General features: G+C 46.8%; 6 protein-coding genes. 4 read left to right on the forward strand and 2 right to left on the reverse strand.

Translation table 11 applies throughout. The features are described from left to right. Positions 1-31: 31 nt before the first annotated feature. From JGK39_RS20080 to cobT, 3 genes are all read left to right on the forward strand, one after another. The gene (locus JGK39_RS20080) at positions 32-529 is read left to right on the forward strand and encodes a universal stress protein (protein ID WP_293249126.1); all 498 of its coding nucleotides are present in this window, start codon (positions 32-34) and stop codon (positions 527-529) included. A gap of 256 nt (positions 530-785) precedes the next feature. Further along, positions 786-1,541 carry a DUF2232 domain-containing protein gene (locus tag JGK39_RS20085; RefSeq protein WP_293249129.1) on the forward strand — a complete coding sequence of 252 codons (756 nt, stop codon included), beginning with the start codon at positions 786-788 and terminating at the stop codon, positions 1,539-1,541. Positions 1,542-1,784: 243 nt separating this feature from the next. Beyond that, positions 1,785-2,891, forward strand: coding sequence for a nicotinate mononucleotide-dependent phosphoribosyltransferase CobT (cobT, locus tag JGK39_RS20090; RefSeq protein WP_293249132.1), 1,107 nt, complete (start codon positions 1,785-1,787; stop codon positions 2,889-2,891). Positions 2,892-3,210: 319 nt separating this feature from the next. Here cobT and JGK39_RS20095 read toward each other — a convergent pair whose 3' ends face one another. Both JGK39_RS20095 and JGK39_RS20100 read right to left on the reverse strand, forming a co-directional pair. Beyond that, positions 3,211-3,615 (reverse strand): hypothetical protein, encoded by a 405-nt coding sequence (locus JGK39_RS20095; protein ID WP_293249135.1) that lies wholly within the window; start codon positions 3,613-3,615, stop codon positions 3,211-3,213. 533 nt (positions 3,616-4,148) lie between these two features. Beyond that, entirely contained in the window at positions 4,149-4,274 is a 126-nt protein-coding gene (locus tag JGK39_RS20100) for a hypothetical protein (RefSeq protein ID WP_293249138.1), read from the reverse strand. A 64-nt stretch (positions 4,275-4,338) separates the two neighbouring features. On the opposite strand from JGK39_RS20100, the gene JGK39_RS20105 reads away from it, so the two are divergent. Further along, positions 4,339-5,448 carry an extracellular solute-binding protein gene (locus JGK39_RS20105; protein ID WP_293249141.1) on the forward strand — a complete coding sequence of 370 codons (1,110 nt, stop codon included), beginning with the start codon at positions 4,339-4,341 and terminating at the stop codon, positions 5,446-5,448. Positions 5,449-6,000: the final 552 nt, after the last annotated feature.

Genomic DNA, 6,000 nt, shown 5'->3' on the forward strand with positions numbered 1-6,000 from the left:
CTAATGATGATTGCGCGCCGGAGGTAAAGCTGTGAGTTTTAAGAAAATTTTCGCCGCCGTAGATGATTCCGATCTAGGTCACCGCGTCTTCAGTCAAGCCTTAGAACTAGCGTCGATCGATCGCGCCCAGATGATGCTATTTCACTGCGTTACTGTCAACTCCCTCGGCGAGGCGGCAGTGCCAATTCCCGTAGATTTGGGCATGAATGTCCAGTTAATGGATCAAACTTATCAAGCTCAACGTTTGCTGCTGGAAAGGGAGGTAAAACAGTCTGAGGATTTGCTGAAAAATTATAGCGAGGTTGCAGCCAAACAAGGATTGCAGGTGGAATTTGACTGCAAAATGGACGGAGATCCGGGGCATTGTATCTGCGATCGCGCCCAAAATTGGGGCGCAGATTTAATAATAGTCGGGAGGCGGGGCCGCACGGGGCTTACAGAAGCTTTCCTCGGGAGTGTTAGCAATTATGTTGTTCACCACGCATCTTGTTCGGTATTTGTAATTCAGGAAGTCAAAGCCCAAAAATGATCCGGCCCAAAATTTTCCTGAGAACATCAATCTAAAATAAGACTGGCGTCTGTACTTAAGCCCGGTTTCTGGTAACAATATTAAATTTGGTGGCGAGGCATCCAAACAGTGAAACCGGAAATCAATCTTATGGCTTGCCAGTCTCGTAAAATCTCAAACCTAAAATCTAAAATCGGGAAATCGGGAATCAGACGTGTAGCACGCAAGTCCCCTAAAATCTAAAATCTAAAATCTAAAATCTAAAATCTAAAATCGGATGAGTGATTTTTTGTCAGCAGATGCCGCGTCTAATTCGGGCAGTTCACCCAGCACCAATAATGAGCCGCAAACCGCCACTTTTTCAGCAATGGCGGGCGATCGCAAAAATCCCGCTCCCCGGACGCCCGCCGCTGGAGAAGCTCCTTTGAGGCTCGTAGAAACGGCATTTTTGGCAAGTACCGCTAGCTTGATTTGGCTGATAAATTATTACTTTCCGCTGGGCCCGTTGCTGCGGGTGTTTTTCCCGGTGCCCATTGCCCTAGTTTACCTGCGTTGGGGCAACAGAGCCGCTTGGATGTCAGCTTTGGTTTCCGGTTTGCTGCTGTCTGTACTGATGGGCCCAACGCGGAGCATTTTATACGTGATTCCTTTTGGAATTATGGGAGTTGCGCTGGGAGGACTTTGGCGGCGCAAAGCGAGTTGGTCTGTCTCTATTACTGTGGGGGCGGTAATTGGTGCTGTCGGCTTCTTTTTTAAGTTTTGGCTGCTGTCAGCTTTGGTGGGTCAAGATCTGTGGGTTTATGTAACCGCCCAGGTAACGGAGATTGTGGAATGGGTGTTTGTGAAGCTGGGCTGGCTGAGCGTGCCGAGTTTGAGTACAATTGGGGCGATCGCCGCCGGGATGATTTTGGTTAACAATATTGTCTATTTATTTGTAGTGCATTTAGTAGCTTTGCTGCTGTTAGATCGTTTGGGAAATCCGATTCCGCGGCCGCCGCGCTGGGTGCAAGTTTTAATCGATTATGAGGAGTAATCGGAAGTCATTAGTCATTAGTCATTAGTCATTAGTCATTAGGAAGAAGGAATAAGGAAGAGGGAAGAAGGATTTTGTAACAGATTTAACAAATGGATGTTGAGGGAAGGAAAAAAATCAAATTATCCGCTTTGCCTCTTTCTAGTTTTTCCGGCAATTACCAATTCTTCATTACCAATTCCCCATGACTAATGACGAATAACTAATAACTAATGACTACTGACTACTGACTACTGACTAATTATGATTCATGTTTATACAGAAATTGAACAGGGCCAACGGTGGCTCGATCGCCATCGGGGACAAAAACCGATATTTGCCTGCGTGTTAGGATTCACCGCAACTGGCTTAATTCCGGGGATTTCCGCAGCAGGAGCAACCCCGCGCGATCGACAATTTACTTGTTTGGCCGATGCAGAATTTTTGTACAACGGCCCCCAACCGTCGCCGCAGTATCCCTTGCCGCCCCTAGAAGCCGGTGCATCGCCGGTACTAATATCTCGCGCTGTAGTCGAAGCTTTGGAAATTCCGCTTTACCTGTTTAATGCTGGTTTACCCCTGCCACCTCCCGTACCTGCCATTGATTTGGGCGGTACTGCGGCAAAGTGTCTTACTTCGGGGAATGCTTTGGAACTAGAAACAGTCAAACATTTGCTGGAACAAGGGTTAATTTGGGGAGCTAAATTGGCGGCCCAAACTAATGGCAGTTATTTGATTTTAGGGGAGTGCGTAGTTGGTGGCACGACTACTGCTTTGGGCGTGTTAATGGGTTTAGGTATTGCAGCGGCGGGTAAGGTTAACAGTTCTCACCCTACCTGCAATCACGCTCAAAAATTGGCTGCGGTGACAGCGGGACTCAATAATGCTGGGTGGGAAATTGGCATAAAAAATAGCACTCCCCTGGATTTGGTGGCGGCGGTGGGCGATCCGATGCAGATAGCGGTGGCCGCAATGGCGATCGCCGCGAGTCGGACTTGCGGGGTACTCTTGGCTGGTGGCACGCAAATGCTGGCAGTGTACGCTTTGATGCAAGCCCTAGCCCGCGAATATGCTCTGTTATGGCGTCCCGAACAAGTCGCGGTGGGGACTACGCGCTGGGTGGCTGAAGACCCCACAGGGGACACCGCAGGACTCGCGTCAGAGATCGGCGGTGTGCCTCTGTTGGCTGCACAGCTAAGTTTTGCGAGTTCTCGCTACCCGCAACTGCAAGCTTACGATCGCGGGTATGTTAAAGAAGGTGTCGGTGCGGGTGCGTGCGCGATCGCCAGCGGCTTGACTGCAAATTGGACTCCAACCCAACTGCTGCAAGCTGTAGAAGCCCTAGCCTCGCGCTGTGAAATTCAACAGTAAAACCGGGTTTTTCGTTTTCCGTGCGTCTCGGAATCTGAGGGATTAAATATGAAAAATTCAGATGTGCGATCGAGCTGCGAACCTGGTTGTGCTGCTCAATTAGCTTCGTTTGGGCTGAATAATTATATCATTTTCTGTAGCATTTTTGCTTTCAGATTTACAGAACATTCTACACAATATCTCGCTTTGATGCAGTATTCCTACTGTGAATCGTGCGAGACAAAAACACTCTATTCAATGACTCTATAAGTAGACGAGCATAAAGCAAGGGAAGTTGTATTTTTTCTCTCTATTTAATGCCGATCGCCAGCAGCAATATTTAATTAGACCCGCCTCCGCCTACCTGTTGCGAGTGCATTCTTTTGGCGAGCAACTGTTCTTCCAAGGCAGCAATTCGATTGTAAGCTGCTGTTAGCTGAGCTGTTAGGCGCTGGATTTGAATCTCGGAACTCAGCTCTTTTTCCAGGCTTTGAGAATTCTTGTCAAAGTAGCTGTCATCTAACAGTATGTCTTTGTGTTCGAGGATGCCGTCGATATTGCTGTAGCTTTGATAGGGGGAGGTTTTGTAATTTCCTGCCCTCAGGGAGCGATCGTCCCTATGCTGCTGAGCTAGCTTCGTCTCTTTTGCGGACTCCAATAACTTTTCATTGAGGTTTTCTATGAGTTTGTACAAGGCATCGACTTGTTGGCTCAATACTGTAACTTGCTGGCGTAGCGCTTCCATGCAGTCATCCTCGGGATAGTAACTTATATCTTTACATATTAGGGAAATCTTTACATAAGTGGGATTTATCACTAAATTATTTAATTTTTGACGTAATTGTTGTGTTTCAAATCCTGACTGTAGGTTGAGATACTCAGCTTGAGGATTTTAGATTTTAGATTTTAGATTTTCTTGGATGCTGAAACGAGGTTTGTTATTTGTTATTTGTTAGCTCCCATGCTGCGTTCAAACCTTCAATCAGAGTTAAACAAAAACTCGGTGTCTGAGAGTGGGAGTCTCTCCAGGAGAGTGAGATTGACTCGGCAGTCAATTTTCCATTTTTCGATGTGAGATTGTTATGGAGGCAGCAACCGGGTTTTTTAGTTATTAAACTGTCGCGGATTTAAAAGGGATTTTTCGCTTCGGTTGTGGAAAAAGCGTCATCGAACGGCAGAGTGCTGTGCTTTTGCGGTTTCGTTATATTAAGGAATGTAACACAGATACAGGCGATCGCCCGCCAAGACCGGCGAAACTACCCCAAAGCAATTTGGAGCTCACAAACGAGGCGTTAAGTTGACGGCAAGAGTAGCACCGAGTCCGATCGCAGCAGAAGCGAGTACAATGGCTCTGTGTTGGAAAAAGAAATAAGACAAATCGGTGCGGACTACCGGACTCGACAAACAATTATTTCCCGGGTCGCAGAACACAAAACATCGGTCAATATTTAGAAAAGCGGATTCACAGGTGAAACGAAGGTCTTTGCTATTGGGCGCAGCCACCCTAACTTTAAGTCAATTGGCGGCAGGTTGCGACTCGAAACCCACTCTCAAAATTCGATCGCTCAAAAACGGTATTCCGGCCCAACTCGCAAGCAAATTTAGCCGCGATTTACAACCGTCTCCGCAGTTACAGGTAACTCAGGAAGGGCAATTAAAAGAATTATTCGCCCTTTTGCAGGAGTGGAAACGGACGCCGGAAGCCAAAAATCAAGCTGACTTGGTGATGTTGGGCGATTATTGGCTGACTGTGGCAATTCGGCAAAAATTGATTCAGCCGATCGATCCTGCTAAAATTGCTAATTGGTCGCAATTGCCCGAAAGATGGCAAAAACTCGTCAGACGCAACGCTGACGGCCAATTAGATGCTAAAGGTCAAGTTTGGGCTGCACCTTACCGCTGGGGAAGTACGGTAATTGCCTATCGAACCGACAAATTTAAGGCTTTGGGGTGGACTCCTACTGATTGGAGTGACTTGTGGCGAGTGGAATTGCGCGATCGAATTTCGCTACCCGATAGCGCGAGAGAAGTTATCGGTTTAACATTAAAAAAACTCGGAAAATCTTACAATACGCAGCAATTAGATAAAGTCCCAAACCTCAAAAAAGAACTCGCAAATTTGCACGCGCAAGCTAAGCTTTACAGTTCCGATTCTTACTTGCAACCGTTAATTTTAGGCGATACTTGGTTGGCAGTAGGTTCCTCGGCCGACGTACTACCGCTGCTGCAAACTCAAAGCGATATTGCTGTAGTAATTCCCGCTTCGGGAACTGCACTTTGGACGGATTTGTGGGTACAACCCGCATCAAAAAAGCCAGTTTCGTTAGGGGAAAAATGGATTAATTTTTGCTTGCAGCCTCAGATTGCGCCTCAATTATCTTTGCTGGCTAAGGCTAGTTCGCCGATAATTGTCGGTATGAAACCGGAGGATTTGCCGACAGATGTTCGCAGTAATCCCGTGTTGTTGCCCGAGGCTAAGATTCTTGCTGCTAGCGACTTTCTGCTACCTTTCGGGGATGCGGGGATTGGGCAATATCGATCGCTCTGGCAAGAAATTCGGCAAGTAGTGAAAGGCTAAAATGTAGGGTGCGTCAGTCACCCACCCACAAGCGCCGAGCAAATTATCAAAACTGACGCACTCCCGACAAAGAAACCGGGTTTTTTATCTAATCTGCGGACTACAGCGAAGGATTTTCGTAAAAAAACCCGGTTTCTGACCCCCGCAGTAATTGCTAAATCATCAAAACTGACGCACCTTAGTTGTAGCTGTAAGGTGCGTCAGCTCTTAAATTCTCATCACCCAAAAATAACTCGCTTCCGGGGCACCCTACTACTGACTTTCACCGTAGGGTGCGTCAGTCACCAGCCCACAAGCGCCGAGCAAATTATCAAAACTGACGCACCTTTGTTGTAGCACTTTTTACAAAAATGAGATGCTTCCAAAGAGCGCCCAAGCGCAACTACGTACCTTAGAACAATAAAAAAATAGCATGGGTTGAAGTGTGGGTATTTTAATTTTAAGAACAATCGTAATTATAACCCACATTCCGCAGATGTGGGTCGGATTTTTTTATCAGTTGTGAAAACTTGGAAGCCAAACGCTTTTGGGCTGAAATTATGCAGTGTTAGC

It is taken from the genome of Microcoleus sp. PH2017_12_PCY_D_A (assembly GCF_020738565.1).
Taxonomy (GTDB): domain Bacteria; phylum Cyanobacteriota; class Cyanobacteriia; order Cyanobacteriales; family Microcoleaceae; genus Microcoleus.

What these genes read in the sequence shown, in the direction of transcription:
- JGK39_RS20085 (WP_293249129.1), top strand. Translation starts at nt 786, where the DNA reads ATGAGTGATTTTTTGTCAGCAGATGCCGCGTCTAATTCGGGCAGTTCA.
- JGK39_RS20095 (WP_293249135.1), bottom strand. Translation starts at nt 3,615, where the DNA reads ATGGAAGCGCTACGCCAGCAAGTTACAGTATTGAGCCAACAAGTCGAT.
- cobT (WP_293249132.1), top strand. Translation starts at nt 1,785, where the DNA reads ATGATTCATGTTTATACAGAAATTGAACAGGGCCAACGGTGGCTCGAT.